This is a genomic window from Fervidobacterium pennivorans, from assembly GCF_001644665.1.
Lineage (GTDB): Bacteria > Thermotogota > Thermotogae > Thermotogales > Fervidobacteriaceae > Fervidobacterium > Fervidobacterium ngatamarikiense.
The window spans coordinates 1-14,937 of the sequence record NZ_CP011393.1 but is presented as its reverse complement, the minus strand read 5'-3'; the positions used below and the strand labels follow the sequence as shown (position 1 = coordinate 14,937).

21 protein-coding genes are annotated in these 14,937 nt (G+C 39.7%); 20 read left to right on the top strand and 1 reads right to left on the bottom strand.

Annotated elements, in window-relative coordinates; translation table 11 throughout:
* Window positions 1-15 precede the first annotated feature (15 nt).
* The 20 genes from rpsE (at window position 16) to JM64_RS00010 (ending at window position 13,417) form a co-directional block, all read left to right on the top strand.
* The gene (gene rpsE, locus JM64_RS00105) at window positions 16-546 is read left to right on the top strand and encodes a 30S ribosomal protein S5 (protein WP_064011009.1); all 531 of its coding nucleotides are present in this window, start codon (window positions 16-18) and stop codon (window positions 544-546) included.
* 3 nt (window positions 547-549) lie between these two features.
* Window positions 550-735, top strand: coding sequence for a 50S ribosomal protein L30 (rpmD, locus tag JM64_RS00100; protein ID WP_064011008.1), 186 nt, complete (start codon window positions 550-552; stop codon window positions 733-735).
* 20 nt (window positions 736-755) lie between these two features.
* On the top strand, window positions 756-1,211 hold the full coding sequence (rplO, locus tag JM64_RS00095; RefSeq protein WP_064011007.1) for a 50S ribosomal protein L15: 456 nt from the start codon (window positions 756-758) through the stop codon (window positions 1,209-1,211).
* Window positions 1,212-1,213: 2 nt separating this feature from the next.
* A complete protein-coding gene (gene secY, locus JM64_RS00090; RefSeq protein WP_064011006.1) occupies window positions 1,214-2,500 on the top strand; it encodes a preprotein translocase subunit SecY in 1,287 nt (428 codons plus the stop codon).
* A 21-nt stretch (window positions 2,501-2,521) separates the two neighbouring features.
* A complete protein-coding gene (locus tag JM64_RS00085) occupies window positions 2,522-3,178 on the top strand; it encodes an adenylate kinase (RefSeq protein WP_064011005.1) in 657 nt (218 codons plus the stop codon).
* Window positions 3,175-3,924 (top strand): type I methionyl aminopeptidase, encoded by a 750-nt coding sequence (map, locus tag JM64_RS00080; protein ID WP_064011004.1) that lies wholly within the window; start codon window positions 3,175-3,177, stop codon window positions 3,922-3,924. The genes JM64_RS00085 and map overlap by 4 nt, the downstream gene beginning before the upstream one ends.
* A gap of 56 nt (window positions 3,925-3,980) precedes the next feature.
* A complete protein-coding gene (gene infA, locus JM64_RS00075; protein WP_082204773.1) occupies window positions 3,981-4,244 on the top strand; it encodes a translation initiation factor IF-1 in 264 nt (87 codons plus the stop codon).
* Window positions 4,245-4,287: 43 nt separating this feature from the next.
* Window positions 4,288-4,404 (top strand): 50S ribosomal protein L36, encoded by a 117-nt coding sequence (rpmJ, locus tag JM64_RS00070; protein ID WP_064011003.1) that lies wholly within the window; start codon window positions 4,288-4,290, stop codon window positions 4,402-4,404.
* 32 nt (window positions 4,405-4,436) lie between these two features.
* The gene (gene rpsM / locus JM64_RS00065; protein ID WP_064011002.1) at window positions 4,437-4,808 is read left to right on the top strand and encodes a 30S ribosomal protein S13; all 372 of its coding nucleotides are present in this window, start codon (window positions 4,437-4,439) and stop codon (window positions 4,806-4,808) included.
* Between the two features lie 75 nt (window positions 4,809-4,883).
* Entirely contained in the window at window positions 4,884-5,273 is a 390-nt protein-coding gene (rpsK, locus tag JM64_RS00060) for a 30S ribosomal protein S11 (RefSeq protein WP_064011001.1), read from the top strand.
* 39 nt (window positions 5,274-5,312) lie between these two features.
* Window positions 5,313-5,942 (top strand): 30S ribosomal protein S4, encoded by a 630-nt coding sequence (gene rpsD, locus JM64_RS00055; protein ID WP_064011000.1) that lies wholly within the window; start codon window positions 5,313-5,315, stop codon window positions 5,940-5,942.
* A 5-nt stretch (window positions 5,943-5,947) separates the two neighbouring features.
* A complete protein-coding gene (locus tag JM64_RS00050; protein ID WP_064010999.1) occupies window positions 5,948-6,934 on the top strand; it encodes a DNA-directed RNA polymerase subunit alpha in 987 nt (328 codons plus the stop codon).
* A gap of 1 nt (window position 6,935) precedes the next feature.
* Entirely contained in the window at window positions 6,936-7,322 is a 387-nt protein-coding gene (gene rplQ, locus JM64_RS00045) for a 50S ribosomal protein L17 (RefSeq protein ID WP_064010998.1), read from the top strand.
* Window positions 7,323-7,426: 104 nt separating this feature from the next.
* A complete protein-coding gene (locus tag JM64_RS00040; protein ID WP_064010997.1) occupies window positions 7,427-8,707 on the top strand; it encodes a trigger factor in 1,281 nt (426 codons plus the stop codon).
* 73 nt (window positions 8,708-8,780) lie between these two features.
* The gene (clpP, locus tag JM64_RS00035; protein ID WP_064012427.1) at window positions 8,781-9,395 is read left to right on the top strand and encodes an ATP-dependent Clp endopeptidase proteolytic subunit ClpP; all 615 of its coding nucleotides are present in this window, start codon (window positions 8,781-8,783) and stop codon (window positions 9,393-9,395) included.
* Between the two features lie 62 nt (window positions 9,396-9,457).
* Window positions 9,458-10,216 (top strand): YebC/PmpR family DNA-binding transcriptional regulator, encoded by a 759-nt coding sequence (locus JM64_RS00030; protein ID WP_064010996.1) that lies wholly within the window; start codon window positions 9,458-9,460, stop codon window positions 10,214-10,216.
* A 69-nt stretch (window positions 10,217-10,285) separates the two neighbouring features.
* Entirely contained in the window at window positions 10,286-11,083 is a 798-nt protein-coding gene (locus tag JM64_RS00025) for a hypothetical protein (protein ID WP_064010995.1), read from the top strand.
* Window positions 11,022-11,876, top strand: coding sequence for a CheR family methyltransferase (locus tag JM64_RS00020; RefSeq protein ID WP_064010994.1), 855 nt, complete (start codon window positions 11,022-11,024; stop codon window positions 11,874-11,876). Before JM64_RS00025 ends, JM64_RS00020 begins: the two co-directional genes overlap by 62 nt.
* Window positions 11,877-11,897: 21 nt before the next feature.
* Complete coding sequence (lspA, locus tag JM64_RS00015; protein ID WP_064010993.1) at window positions 11,898-12,344, top strand: signal peptidase II; 447 nt, start codon at window positions 11,898-11,900, stop codon at window positions 12,342-12,344.
* 134 nt (window positions 12,345-12,478) lie between these two features.
* Window positions 12,479-13,417, top strand: coding sequence for an RluA family pseudouridine synthase (locus JM64_RS00010; RefSeq protein ID WP_064012426.1), 939 nt, complete (start codon window positions 12,479-12,481; stop codon window positions 13,415-13,417).
* A 13-nt stretch (window positions 13,418-13,430) separates the two neighbouring features.
* Here JM64_RS00010 and JM64_RS00005 read toward each other — a convergent pair whose 3' ends face one another.
* Window positions 13,431-14,789, bottom strand: coding sequence for a response regulator (locus JM64_RS00005; protein ID WP_064010992.1), 1,359 nt, complete (start codon window positions 14,787-14,789; stop codon window positions 13,431-13,433).
* Between the last annotated feature and the right edge of the window lie 148 nt (window positions 14,790-14,937).

Below are 14,937 nucleotides of genomic sequence, written 5' to 3'. Positions count from 1 at the left end.
TAGGAGGTGCTTACAGTGTCAGAAATTACAGAAAAGATAAAACAGTCTGCCGAAACATTTGAGGAAAGGATAATAGAGATTAGAAGGACAACAAAGGTTACAAAAGGTGGTAAAAACCTTTCGTTCAGAGTCCTCGCTGTTGTTGGCAACAGGGACGGTAAAGTTGGCGTTGGGGTTGGAAAGGCAAGAGAAGTGCCCGATGCTATTAGAAAAGCCCTTGTAAGTGCAAGAAGAAACATGATAGAAGTACCTGTTGTAAAAGGAACAATACCACACGAAGTCGTTGGCAAGCAGGATGCAGCAAAGATACTCATGAAACCCGCTGCACCTGGTACCGGTATCATCGCAAATGGTACAGTTCGTGCTATTCTTGAATTAGCAGGTGTTCAAAACGTTCTAACCAAAGCAATGGGGTCAACAAACCCAGTTGTAATGGCTCAGGCAACTATAAACGGAATAAAGAACCTCTATCCAATTGAAAAGATAGCAGCACTAAGAGATATAACCCCTGCTCAAGTAGTTCGTGGAGTCAAAAAGGAGGGCTAAGATATGAAGAAATTGAAGATTACGCTAGTAAGAAGTCCAATTGGATACAAATACGACCAAAAAGATACTGTCAGAAGACTTGGTCTGAGGAAGATGCACCAGACTGTAATTAAGAACGACACACCACAGATTAGAGGTATGGTCGAAAAAGTAAAGCACCTTCTTAAGGTTGAAGAGATTGAAGAATAATAATAAGGAGGGAATTAGAAATGCCTGAAATTCTTACTATAGACCAGCTTAGACCAACTCCTGGTTCAAACAAAAAGTTCAAACGGGTTGGAAGAGGTCAAGGTTCCGGAAAAGGAAAAACTGCAGGTAGAGGTCACAAAGGACAAAAAGCAAGAGGAACAGGTAAGGTCAGTCCATGGATGGAAGGTGGACAGACACCATTACACAGAAGACTTCCAAAATTCGGATTTAAGAACTTCACAAAGAAAATCTATGCTGTCGTTAACCTTGATACACTTGAGGAAAAATTCGAAAGCAACGATGTAGTGACTCCAGAAGTTCTTTTGGAGAAAGGTATAATTAACAAAATTTATGATGGTGTTAAGATACTTGCCAGAGGAGAAATAACAAAGCCACTCGTAGTTAAGGCGCACAAATTTAGTGAAAAGGCGAAAGAGAAGATAGAAAAAGTCGGCGGTAAAATAGAGGTGATTTAATAATGTGGAAAGCGCTGCGCAATGCGATGAAGATTCCAGAGGTGCGGGATAGGGTTATCTTTACATTTTTAATGTTACTTGTCTTTAGGTTGGGAATTTACGTTCCAGTTCCGGGTATAAACATCAAAGCTTGGGGGGAGGCGCTTTCCAAGCAGGGCACCGGCCTTGCCGGTGGTGTTCTTAGTTTTTATGACGTCTTTACCGGAGGTGCATTTAGCAGATTCTCCGTATTCTCAATGAGTGTTACGCCATACATTAATGCATCAATTATTATGCAACTTCTTGCTTCTATTATTCCTTCTCTCAAGGAGCTTCTCAAAGAAGGAGAGGAAGGTAGGAAAAAATTCCAGCATTATACGAAGAATCTAACAATCGGTCTTGCAGCACTCCAGTCATTTGTTGTTTCGTTTGGCTTGGCTAATAGCTATCAAGGAATAATAGCAGTTAACAAATGGTTGTTCTCATTTGTCTCGACGGTATCTCTTGTTGCTGGAACGATGTTCCTACTTTGGATAGGTGATAGGATTACCGAAAAAGGTATTGGCAACGGTGTAAGTATCCTTATTTTTGCAGGTATAGTTGCAAGATATCCAGCATACTTTAGGAATGCGGTTCTTGGAAATCTCAACATATTCGGTTGGATTTTCCTTATCGCAGTTGCGGTATTCATGGTTGTTGCTATAATTTACGTCCAACAAGCTGAAAGAAGAATCAAAATTGAATACGCTACAAGAATGGTTGGAAGAAGGATATACGGTGGAACGAGCACGTATCTGCCAATAAAAGTCAACCACTCTGGAGTTATCCCAATAATCTTTGCATGGGCGATAGTTAGTATTCCAGAAGCAATTGCACAAATCACAGGCGCACAGTGGGCAATCAAACTTTTTAGCATGCAGAGCCCACTTATGATAATAACTTACGCACTGCTTATATTCTTCTTCACTTACTTCTACAGCGTTGTAGTCATCGACCCAAAGGACATTTCAGAAAATATCAAACGCTACGGCGGATTTATCCCTGGTATCAGAGCTGGAAGACCTACAGAAGAGTACATTACATACGTGCTTAACAGAGTAACGTTTATAGGTGCTATCTTCTTGGTCGGTATTTCCTTGCTTCCATATCTTGTTGAAGGCATAACAAGAGTCAATATCTGGCTGGGCGGAACGAGTGCACTTATCGCTGTTGGTGTGGCACTTGATATAGCTCAGCAAATAGAAGCTCATCTCATAATGAGAAATTACGAAGGTTTTGTGAAGAAAGGGAAAATTTCCGGTAGAAGATAAGAAAAATAAGAAGGTGGAGATATGAACCTGGTATTCTTGGGACCTCCGGGGGCTGGAAAAGGAACGTATGCAAAAAGGTTAGTTGAAAAATACAATATACCACACATCTCAACAGGTGATATATTCAGAGAAGCGATAGCAAAAGGCACAGAACTCGGAAAGAAAGTGCAGAATATTGTGAATTCCGGAAATCTAGTGCCAGACGAACTAACGAATGCATTGGTTGAGGAGCGATTAAAGCAACCAGACTGTGCAAATGGTTTTATTCTGGACGGATATCCGAGAACGCTAAACCAGGCTCAAGCATTAGACAGTATGCTTTCTGCTATGGGTAAAACATTGGATGGAGCTATATACTTTGAAGTTGATGAAGAAACTGTTGTCCAAAGGATTTCAACCAGAAGAGTGTGCTCTAAATGTGGTAAGGTTTATAATTTGATTACACTACCACCAAAGCAAGATGGAATTTGCGATGATTGTGGTGGACAACTAATTCAAAGGGAAGACGATAAGGAAGAGGTTGTTAGAAGCCGATACAGAGTCTATATCGAAAAAACATCACCGTTAATCGAATATTATAGAAATCAAAACAAACTTTTTACTTTAGATGGCAGAAAGAGTGTAGAAGAAGTAATGAAAATGTTGTTTAATATATTGGGTGGTATCGAAACGAAATGATAAGAATTAAGACCAAACAAGAGATAGAAAAAATGAGAGTCGCAGGACGTGCAGTTGCTGCTGTTCTCGAAGAAGCAAAGAAGATAGTATTTGAGGGAGCAACTGCACTTGATATAGAAATGATGGCAGAAAAGGTTATCAAAGAACATCGTTGTAAACCAGCTTTTAAAGGCTACGGAGGATATCCCTACATTACGACTGTTTCAGTAAACAAAGAGGTTATACACGGGTTTCCTTTGAAAAGTAAAGTTTTCAAAAAAGGTGACATTGTTTCGGTAGATGTTGGGGCAATATACGAAGGATACTATGGAGACGGTGCTGCTACGTTTATTGTAGGTGTAACAGATGAAACTGGGCAAAAGCTTGTTGAAGTTACTAAACAATCCCTGATGCGTGCGATAGAATTAATAAAACCAGGAATGAGGTTGGGAGATTTATCTTACGAAATACAAAGCTATGTGGAAAGCCATGGATTCAACGTTGTTAGGGACTTTGTTGGTCATGGCATAGGAAAACAGCTCCACGAAGACCCACAAGTTCCAAACTATGGTAAACCGGGAACGGGTTTAGTTTTAAAGGCGGGAATGACACTTGCTATAGAACCTATGGTTACTGAAGGCGGCTGGCACGTAGTTGTTTTGGAAGATGGTTGGACGGTAGTTACCGTTGATGGTAAACGAGCGGCACATTTTGAACACACTGTTGTGATTACCGAGAACGGCTGTGAGGTATTGACAACTCTGTAAATCTGTAAATTGTTTAACAACCGTGGGAAGTTTCGTAAGGCTGAGAGGTGATTTTTCTGAAAAACAAGGAAGACGTCATACGAATGGAAGGAACAATAGTTGAAGCACTACCTAACGCTATGTTCAGAGTACAACTCGACAACGGGTTCAAAGTATTAGCACACGTATCCGGAAAAATGCGAAAAAACTTCATCAGACTTGTACCAGGAGACCGTGTAGTTGTCGAGCTAACAGTTTACGACCTTACACGTGGTCGGATAGTCTATCGAAAGAAGATAGACGCTAAAGGCGAAGAAGAGATACTTGATGACGAAGAATAAATAACAATAAAACAGAAAAATTTTTCCGAAAGGAGAGGTAACTATGAAGGTGAAAGCATCCGTTGGAAAAAGATGCGAGTACTGTAAGATTATCAGAAGAAAAGGAAGAGTTTATGTTATTTGTAAGGTAAACCCCAAACACAACCAAAGACAGGGATAAGATTGTGGAAAATTTACTGAGGAGGGAGATTAATGGCTCGTATCGTTGGTGTTGAAATACCGAGCAACAAAAAGGTTCACATCGCACTTAGATATATATACGGGATAGGACCGACCAGGGCACTTGAAATATGCAAGAACACAGGTGTGGATCCAGAAAAGAGAGTTAAAGACCTTACAGAAGACGAAATCAGCAAGATTTCATCTTTCATTCAGCAGAACTACAAGGTCGAAGGTGAATTGAGAACAGAAATTATGAGAAATATCAAGAGGCTTATAGATATCGGATGTTACCGCGGCTTAAGGCACAAACTGGGGCTCCCAGTAAGAGGTCAAAGAACCAGGTCAAATGCAAGGACACGAAAAGGTCCAAGACCAAGCAGGATTAAGAAAAAAGGTAAATAAGTTTTGACGAACTGAAGGGGTAAGAAGGATAGTTATACTTTTTGGGACCGAAAGAACCGAAGGAGGGAAAGCTAAATGGCGAAAGGTCGAACAAGAGCAAAAGCTAAGAAAAAGGTAACCGTTGACCACGGTGTAGTTCACATCAAGTCTACGTACAATAACACAATAGTCACATTAACAGACCCCAACGGAAACGTTTTAACATGGGGTAGCGGTGGCACAGCAGGTTTTGAAGGAACAAGAAAAGGGACACCATACGCAGCTCAACTTGCAGCTGATAAGGTAGCAAAAGAAGCTCTCAAGATGGGAATTAAGAGGGTCGATGTTATCGTCAAAGGACCTGGTGCAGGTAGAGAAACAGCTATCAGAACACTCCAAGCAGCAGGACTGGAAATTGAAAACATAAGAGATGCCACACCAATTCCATTCAACGGATGTAGACCACCGAAAAGAAGAAGAGTCTAATTTACGAATTTGGTGTCTGAGTGATAAGGAGGGAAAATAATGGCACGATATACAGGTGCTCTTTGCAGGCTTTGTAGAAGAGAAGGAATGAAGCTTTATTTGAAAGGCGAAAGGTGTTTCAGTGAAAAATGTCCTTTTGACAAAAGACCTTTTGCACCCGGGCAACACGGTAGGGAAAAGAAGAAGTTGACACAATACGGTTTGCAATTAAGGGCAAAGCAAACGATGAAGAGGATATACGGTGTGCTTGAAAAGCAGTTCAGAATCTACTACGAAAGAGCTGCAAAACAAGCGGGCGATACCCGTGAAAACTTGGTTGCACAAGTTGAAAGAAGACTTGATAACGTGGTATATAGACTTGGATTTGCCATCAACAGGAGAACTGCAAGGCAACTTGTTTCCCACGGTCATATTCTTGTAAACGGCAAAAAGGTTGACATACCATCATATCAGGTAAGACCTGGCGATGTTATTTCCATAAAAGAAAGCAGTAGAGGAATTCAACCGATAAAGCAAGCGCTCGAACTTAACAAAGGTAGAGCAGTTGCTCCATGGCTTGAGGTGGATTACGACCAATTCACAGGAAAATACGTCAGGAATCCAAAACTCGAAGAAGTTACAGACCTTCCAGTCAATGTTCAGGCTATCGTTGAATTCTACTCGAGGTGATGTTAATGCTTCAAACCTTTGGAAGGAAGTTCAGACTCGAAGAGCAAGCGGAATACGAAGACCATTACTACGCGAAGTACTCCATGTCGCCGCTTGAAAAGGGTTACGCAGTCACGATAGGAAATACGTTGAGAAGGGTTCTGCTCTCTTCGATTCCCAGTTTTGCAATCACGGATGTCAGGTTCGTAAAGCCTGAGAAGTACCACGAGTTTGATACAATAGAAGGTGTTAAAGAAGATATAATGGATATCTTGTTAAATTTGAAAAAGGTCCAGCTGCGCGTAGAGGCATACGTTGAATCACCCGTTAAGCTAATTATTGAAAAGAAAGGACCAGCTATATTAACAGCAAAAGATATCCAATGCCCAGCTGGAGTCGTGGTGGTAAATCCAAATCATTACATAGCCACGCTTAACGAAGATGCAGATATTGAAGTTGAACTCTATGCAACATTTGGAAAGGGTTTTGTGCCAGCAAGTGAAAGAAATGAAAGACCAGAAATTGGCTGGATCGTCATGGATGGTGTTTACAGCCCCGTTTTGAAAGTGAATTGGCTTGTGGAAAACGTGCGTGTTGACAAAAGAACAGACTTTGAAAAATTGATACTCGAAATCTGGACGAAAAAGAGCATTAAACCAGCTGAGGCGTTGAAACATTCATTAAAAATCATACTGGAGCACTTCAGCTTCATTGAACAAAGTCTCAGTGACGTTGAAGAACTGCCTATTCCAGCGTATCAAGAAACGTATTCCGTAGTTGAAGAAAGCGTATCCACAGAAGATGTTGCTTCAAAGAAAATAGAAGAGCTTGAACTCTCCGCAAGGTCACTGAACTGCTTGAAAAGAGACAAAATAGAAACGATAGGTGACCTGCTTGAAAGAACAGAGGAAGATTTGCTCAAAATCAAGAATTTTGGAGTTAAATCACTTGAAGAAGTGAAGGAAAAGCTCAAAGAAAAATTTGGTCTTTCGCTAAGAAAGGGGGACAAATGAGATGAGACATCGAATGAAGAGAAACAAAATCAATAGATACGGTTCTCACAGAACATCTCTCATGAGAAACCTTGCAAAAGAAATAATCGAGCACGGAACAATTATGACAACAACAGTGAAAGCAAAAGTTGGAAAGACATACATAGAAAAACTTATAACAAAGGCAGTAAAGGCATACAAAATTAAAGATGAAAACAAAGCAGAAAGCGTTGCTCTCAGAAGACAGATATTTGCAGAACTTGGTGACAGAAGACTTGTGAACAAACTTGTCGATGAAATAGCACCAAAATACGCTTCCAGAAACGGAGGTTACACAAGAGTTATTAAGGTTGGTCAAAGAAGAGGCGACGGAGCAGAACTTTCCGTGCTTCAGCTTGTTGAAGAATAAGGCTTAAGCAAAAATGGTGAACTGATTATTTACAGCAAACGAGGGGGCGTAATGCCCCTTTTTAAAGTGGTAAAGGATTTTCAAATAAACTAGGAGGTGCAAAGATGGAAGTCAAAGAAGTTTCAAAAGATAAGAACATGATAATACGTGAATACCTTTTCGACAAAAATGATATAGCAAAATTGGAAGACAAAGCGGTTGCTGAATTGAATAGAAAAAACTACCACATAGAAGGTTTCAGACCCGGAAGGGTCCCAAAGGAAGTTTACAAGCTAAGATTAAAAGATGCCTTCTATGAAATCTACGTCGCAAACGAGGCAATTAAAGAAATAGAGAATAGACTTGACAAAGAAGAACTTCAACTGCTCCTCCCACCAGTAATTGCAGATGCCAAGTTCTCTGCCGAAAATGGAAAAGTTGTTGTTGAACTCCATACAGAACCAGAGGTTAAGTTTGAGCCCACAAAACTCAAATTGAGAAAGGCAAAAGAAGAAGAAGTCCTCGATGGTTACGTAGATATGAGGGTAAAATATATCATAGAGGAAAATGCCATACTTGAGCCAAAAGATGGACAGGCTGAGGAAGGCGACCTGGTCAAAGTAAAAGAAACAGTTATGCTCGGAGAAAAGAAACTCAGAGATGCAGAAGAAAGAGAATACGTTCTTTCGAAGGATGATGAAAGAGAAGTTGTAAAGCAACTCTTTGGTAGGAAAAAAGGCGATGTTGTAAAATTCGAAAGAACTTTCGAAAAAGGCGATGACAAAATTGTTTACAAATACATCCTTGAGGTAGAGGAAGTTTACAAGAGAATTCTTCCAGAGTTTACAGACGAGTTCGTAAAATCCTTAGCAATCGAGAATGTAGAAACAACTGAGCAACTCAAAGAAAAGTTCAGAACCGAAGGCAAGGAGATATACGATAGAGAATTAGCGGAATCCTACCGTGCACAAATAATAGCTCAAATTCCGGAAATTACTGAGATAGAAATCAGTGAGAAGACAATAGAAAGGGCTGTTGAGAACATCATAGATAATCTAAAAGAAGACGGAAAATACGAATCATATGTTCAGAACTACGGCAGTGAGGAGAAGCTTATCGAAGAGCTCAGAAATTACTATTTGAATATGATAAAGAAAGATTTAGTTGTAAAGAAAATTGCTGAAGAGAACAATATCAAAGTCGATACGGAAGATATAAAAACTTATGCAGAAAGAGTTTCAGTTGAATGGGGAGTAAGTCCCGACAGAGCGGAAGCGATAATTAAGAGCAGACAGGATATAAGAAACGAAGTAGTTATGGAGATAGTAGAGTCAAAGGTTGCAAAAATCCTTGCAGAAAAAGCACAAATAGAGGAAGTATCATTTAAAGAGCAAGAAAATAAGTAAGAAGTTGAAAAGGAACAATCAGAATAATCCAGTAACACCTTTAAGACCTTTGGGGAGATGAGAACTTATGGATATGGATAAAGAAATGAAAAAAATACTTGACCAATATGTTCCAATAGTTATCGAAACAACCGGTAGATATGAACGTGCTTACGATATTTATTCAAGGTTACTAAAAGATAGGATTATATTCCTTGGTAGCGCTATAGACGACCATGTAGCGAATTTGGTTGTAGCACAATTATTATTCTTGGAGGCAGAGAACCCAGACAAAGATATACAACTTTACATCAACTCACCGGGAGGCTTAGTAACAGCTGGGCTTGCAATATACGATACGATGCAATATGTAAAATGTGATGTTGCAACTATCTGTATTGGTCAGGCGGCATCGATGGCTGCGGTGCTTTTGGCGGCGGGTACAAAAGGAAAGAGATTTTCGCTTCCAAATAGTCGTATAATGATTCACCAACCACTCGGTGGTGCTGAGGGAACTGCCAAGGATGTAGAAATACTGACAAAAGAGCTTTTAAGAATTAAACATCTCATAAACGAAATTCTCAGCAAACACACTGGACAACCCATAGAAAAGATAGAAAAAGACACCGATAGAGATTTCTTCATGAGTGCACAAGAGGCACAGGAATATGGTATAATAGACAAGGTGATTATGCCTGGAGAAAGATAGAAAACAAAAGTCAATTCGTTAGCGTTTAAAAAACGAGAAATCTAAGTAGGGAGGAAGAGAGTATGTCAGGTCACAATAAGTGGGCAAACATTAAGCACAGGAAGGCTGCCCAGGATGCGAAGAGGTCTAAGATATTTACGAAGATTATCAGGGAAATCATTGTTGCTGCAAGAGAAGGTGGCGGAAATCCAGAAACAAACCCAAGACTAAGAGCAGTTCTTGAAAAAGCAAGAGAAGCAAACATGCCAAAAGATACAATTGAAAGATCCATTAAGAAAGGTACCGGAGAGTTAGAAGGTGAAAAGTACGAAGAAGTTATCTACGAAGCATACGCGCCAGGTGGAGTTGCACTTTACATATTAGCTTTGACAGATAACAAAAATAGGACCGCTCAAGAATTGAGACACATACTCAGCAAAAATGGTGGTTCACTTGCAGAAAGCGGTTCCGTTGCTTGGATATTTGAAAGAAAAGGTGTTGTAGAAATTCCCAGAGAAAAAATAGCTGATATGGATGAGTTTACATTGTTGGCTATTGATGCTGGTGCGGAAGACATTGAAGAGGGAGACCCAGTTCTTGTTTACACTGCTCCTGAAAACTTGACGACATTGAGAGAAAATCTAGCAAAGAACGGTTTCGAAGGAACTGCGAAAATCACGTACAAGCCAAAGAACAGTGTCAAAGTCAGCGGTTCTGATGCGGAAAAAGTGCTGAAACTTATAGATGCACTTGAAGATAACGACGATGTTCAAGAAGTATTTGGCAACTTCGACATCGATGATGCAGAACTTGAAGCGATAATGGCAAAATTGGAAGGGTAAGTAGTTGAGAAGCTCGATGTTCGTATTGATTGACAGAAAGTATAAATTTTGAGAATGGAGCTGAAAACATTGGAGAACAGAGCTCCAACTTTTAGGATACATCTGCTACTCGCAACTGTTTTTATTCTCACCATCAATACACTTTTAATGGGAGAGACGCTCTTTTTTGGCGTCTCTCCATTTGATACTACGTACAAACTATCAACCCGATATGATTTTTCATTTTGGAAATTCAAAACCAAGTTCAAAGTCGATGTTGAACTCGCACAGAAGCAAGGTTTTATAAAAATCACTCCCAAATTTGCTGATGTCTTTGAGTATTTTGAGTTTATAAATGACCCCTACAGAGTCACCTATTCTGATTTAAACATCGACATTCCGTTTACAACATTTGCCAATCCGGCTAAAAAGGGTTGGTATGCAACATGGGTTAACACAGGCTATTTCTCAAATGGGTATATACACAAAAACGACTATTTTTCAATCCTCAGTGATGTGTCACGTACCAACCTAACGTTCAAAATGTATGGTTTGGACATCTTTTTTGAAAATTCACCAAATGGAATTACTTTAGGAGCTGGCAATAAAACATACTTGTTTATTGGTGAAAAGACAGGACTCGGAGTTTTACTGAGTGACAACTCGTTCATTGTATACACACTTGTTTTTTATGAAAACGGTAGCCTTTCATCAAAGTTTGGTTTCACTCTCAAGGCCGATAATCTGGAAATCAATTTGATAAACGATGAAATAGATGGTCAGAAGACTATTGCAGGTAAAATTACCTTGAAAGTGGGTGATTTATATGTCGTTGGACGACTTCAAGGAAAAGAAGTTCGCTTGGATTTCGAATTTCCAATCTGGTGATATTCAAGAGCTTCCTTGGGACCAATTCGAATGGTTTGTTGAAAAAATAAAAGAGACTATGGGATTAGACCTTTCCGGATACAAACCGGAAAGGATGAAAAGGCGCATAGAGATGCTTATAAGAAAATACAATTGCAAAAGCTATAAAGAATACTTAGACCTTATTTCAAAAGACACCAAAAAGCGTGATGAGTTCTTAGATAAGCTCACTATCAATGTCACAGAGTTCTTCAGAAATCCAGAAAAATGGGAAGAGCTCAAAAAGGTATTTCTTCCACAACTTCTCCAAGAAAGTGGACCAAGGTTTAAAGCTTGGAGTGCTGGGTGTTCTTCGGGAGAAGAGCCATACTCGTTAGCGATACTACTTGAAGAGCTCAAAGCGCCTCCAACAGCTAAAATTTTAGCTACCGACATAGATATTGGCGTACTCACAAGAGCACAGATAGGTGAGTATGAACAGCGCTCAATGGCTAGCACACCACCTGAATACATCAAAAAATACTTCATCGTTCGAGATGGAAAATACATAGTAAAGCCAAATGTAAAAGCACGTGTCCAGTTTAAAAGGCACAACCTACTGCAAGACCCGTTTGAAAAGGGCTTTGACTTAATATTGTGCCGCAATGTTGTTATTTACTTTGAGATGGAAGCAAAAGAACAACTTTACAAAAAGTTCGCTGAAAGTCTTCGCGTTGGTGGGTTACTCTTTGTAGGAAACACGGAAAGAATATTCAACTACAGAAACCTTGGATTAGAAGTTGCTTCACCGTTTATCTATAAGAAGGTCAAGTAAAAACTGATAAGGAATGATAAGATGTTCTGGATAGTTCTTTCACTAACGTTGGACCAGATTACAAAACATTTAGCGACGTTATACCTTCGTTTTGGAGAGATAAAAAACCTATTTGGATTCTTCCATTTTACGTATGCAACTAACAGGGGAATTGCTTTTGGACTGTTTCCAGGAGTCAAAGAAGCGGTTATTTACCTCACCTTGCTAATTATTGTTATCACTTCCTTGGTGCCTTTGCTGTTCAAAGTTAGCAAGCTGACAGAGATGTTTATTGGTTTCATCGTTGGTGGAGCCTTAGGAAACTTGGTTGACCGTATAAGATACGGTTATGTTGTTGACTTCCTTACGTTCGACTACTGGCCGACGATAATAAACGTTGCGGACATCTTTATCTTCATTGGTAGCATAGGGATTATGATTCAAATGCTTATCGCTGAATCGAAAGCCAAGAAACAAATAGAAAAATGATGAAAATATAGACAACCGGAGGGAAAATAAAGGAATATATGAGGGAATTTATGGAAGAGTTCGAGAATATGGAAGAGATGGAAGAGATAGAAGAGATGGAGGAATTAGAACAACCAACTCCTCAACTGGAAAAAATGGATATACAGGTAACGAACAGGGAAGATGGCTGGCGCCTGGACAAATTCGTCATGGAAAAGACTCCAGACTGGATTTCAAGAACATTCATCCAGAAAGCAATAAAGAATGGCGAGGTTCTGGTGAATGGAACTTTGAAGAAGCCGAGCTACAAGGTGAAGTCTGGGGATACAATTACCTTGATGGTACCTCAGAAGCCCCAGATTCCGGAAATCCTGCCTGAGAACATACCGCTGGACATAATATACGAAGACCGTGATATATTGGTAATCAACAAACAACCAGGAATAATAACCCACCCCATTCCATCCCACACCTCGGGAACCATTGTCAACGCAGTCTTGTATCATTGTAAAGATTTACAAGGTGTTGGCGGGGTGCTGAGACCTGGTATTGTCCATAGGCTTGATAAAGATACAAGTGGTGTGATGGTAATTGCAAAGAATGACTTAGCACATCAATCGCTCACTAAACAGTTCAAAGACAGGGTCACAGAAAAACTGTATGTATGCTTAGTTAAAGGTGTGCCTGAAAAAAACGAAGGAGATATCGATGTAAGCATCGCCAGAAATCCTGTGCTCAGAGTTAAGATGACAGTAACTCAGAGTACATATGGCAAACCAGCACTCACACATTACAAAGTCATAAGAAAGTTTGGGAACTTGGCTTCCTTAGTTTTTGCGTGGCCCAAAACTGGAAGAACGCACCAGATTAGGGTTCATATGAAATACATCGGTCATCCACTTATGGGTGATGAAGTTTACGGAAAAGCTAAAGAAGATGAGAAATTTGATATTCACAGACAGATGCTCCATGCACTCAGCCTTTCATTTTTCCATCCAAGAACTGGTGAACGTGTAAAATTCATAGCAAGACTACCAGAAGATTTTGCCAGAGCGATAAAAAACATCCAAGATTTCTTGGAGGCAAAACCATAAGATTCGAAAATTCTCAAACTTCTTCGCTATAGTTGGATTTCACTATAGCAATCATGTCTTTTAAGTGTTTGTTGAACGCATCAATCACCATTGGGTCGAATTGCCTGCCTTTCATATCGTTCATGTATTCAACTGCCTTTTCAACGGACCAGGCGGGACGATAGCACCTATCGTGTGTTAAAGCTTCAAAAACATCGGCGACTTGAACTATTCGTGCTTCTACTGCTATCTCCTCGCCTTGAAGGCCATAGGGATAGCCACTTCCGTCCCACCTTTCGTGGTGTTCCAGAGCGACGACCGCACCTATCTCAAAGATGTTTAACGTAGAATTCCTAAGAATTTCGAAACCGATTAAGGTATGCTCTTTTATAATTGAAAATTCCTTCTCATCGAGTTTCCCCGGTTTGTTTAATATGTAATCAGGCACTCCGACTTTTCCAATGTCGTGTAATGCTGAGGCTTTCTTGATTAACTTTGCATCACTGGAGCTAAAACCGAGGTATTCTGCCAAATAACAAGATAGTTCGGCAACGCGATTCACATGGTCTCCGGTGTCTGCTGATCTTGCCTCAATAACTTTAGAAAGCATGATAACAAATTCTTCCTCAATATCTGAACGTTTTGTGGAAATAAGGGACGTTTGAAGGTTTTTCAAAAGGCTTCTTATGTATGATGTTTCAAGTGAGTTCAGTTGTTTTGGTGAATAGACCACAAAAAGAATATTGTCCTTTTGAACTTTTGTGTGAAAATCGTATCTATATTCCAAATGTTCGCTGTTCATAAACTTTGGTGGGAAAATACGCTCGTTGTTCACGAAGATTTCTCCGGTGAGTTTAATATCCGGAAGTTTTAAGCACAAAAACGTGCGCACCTGGAGAAAGGTATTTATAAGCAGCTCTGGAAGACTCATTTCGGAAGCGTTTGCTGCAACATTTTCTAAGGTAACGATTGCTTGTTCAAGTGACGTTATATCTTGGTAAGTTTTGAGAAGCGACAAAACTGTGAGTTTTGTTGAAAATGGGGAAAGACTTTCCTTCTCTATATAAGCATTTATATCGTAGTCTCTTGTAAGCAAATCAGTTGGAATTTTCTCAGGATTCGCAGTCATCAAGATTATCCTCGTTTTTTTATCATTGCACGTGTGTCTGATGTGGTTTATAACTTTAATTCCCGCGTCATCGCTCTCCATTACTAAATCGGTTATCACAAGCGCGTATTTTTCGGGGACAAAGATTTTTTTGAACTCCTCGTATCCGTAAGTGTGTTCAATATCTAAATCTTTACCATTCCAAATGAGCTCGCTTAATATTGATGAAAGTTCTGCATGGACTGTTTTGGAATCATCAACAATCATAACTTTTGTTCTTTCCATACGCAGACCTCCAAAAGTGATAGTTGGCAACAGATAACAAAAAGTCCAATCGCTTTTAAAAGATTTCACAAGAAAGAGACGTTAACTTCACAAACATATCATATCATAGAAGTTATTGAACTGAAATTTCTATTTAGGACATTTCCGA